The sequence below is a fragment of the Clostridium peptidivorans genome, from assembly GCF_900205925.1.
In the GTDB taxonomy this organism is placed as follows: Bacteria; Bacillota; Clostridia; order Clostridiales; family Clostridiaceae; genus Clostridium_AK; species Clostridium_AK peptidivorans.
On sequence record NZ_OAOD01000055.1, the window covers coordinates 1 to 735 of the forward strand.

At 48.4% G+C, this 735-nt stretch carries 1 protein-coding gene and 1 pseudogene; both read right to left on the reverse strand.

Translation table 11 applies throughout. The features are described from left to right. Positions 1–278 (reverse strand): annotated as a pseudogene (locus CRN98_RS17285) (sensor histidine kinase); the annotation flags it as partial. Beyond that, positions 265–735, reverse strand: a 471-nt coding sequence (locus CRN98_RS17290; RefSeq protein WP_097028643.1) for a response regulator transcription factor, incomplete at its 5' end; no start/stop codon positions are given. The pseudogene CRN98_RS17285 and the gene CRN98_RS17290, both read right to left, overlap by 14 nt.

A 735-nucleotide genomic window follows, 5' to 3' on the forward strand; every position in this document is an offset into this window, starting at 1 on the left:
GTTATCTCGCTTTGCAGAATGGAAAGTTCGCCCTCGTCCGATTCACCAATATACAGATGGTCAGCGTTATGAAGCACAAGATCGATTTGATCTGAAATCTGCGCAATGCTTTTATATCGTGCTTTGGTAAATGCAAAAAACGCTGTCCCAAAAGCGGCGGCAGAAGCAATAGCAAGGATTCCAGCCAACCTATTGATTGCAAATCCCAGCGTCACAGCGGTGGCAGCTATTAAGGAGAATAAAATTGCAAACTGCCGAAACTCTCTATTCCGAAGCATACCCGTCCCCCAATCTATATCCTGTCCCGCGAACGGTCAGAATGATTTGCGGGCTTGCTGAGTTGTTCTCTATCTTCTCCCTCAGGCGTTTGATGTACACGGTCAATGTATTGTCATTGACAAACTCGCCCGCAGCATCCCACAATTCGTCAAGCAGCCTGTTCCTTGTGATAATACTTTTTGGGTTGCTAATAAACACCAACAGCAAGCGGTATTCTAGGGGTGAAAGGAAAACCTCGTTGCCGTCCTTTTTCACGACGCCGCTTGCCATATCGACATGAAGCCCGCAGATTTCAAAATCCGATGGAGAACGTCCGCTTTTTCGCAGGGCGGTTCTGATTCGCGCAATCAATTCACGCGGACGAAAAGGCTTGGTGATATAGTCGTCCGCACCCATGTTCAGCCCGGTAACAACACTCGCCTCATCGCCGGAAGCCGTCAGAAAGATAACGGGAAC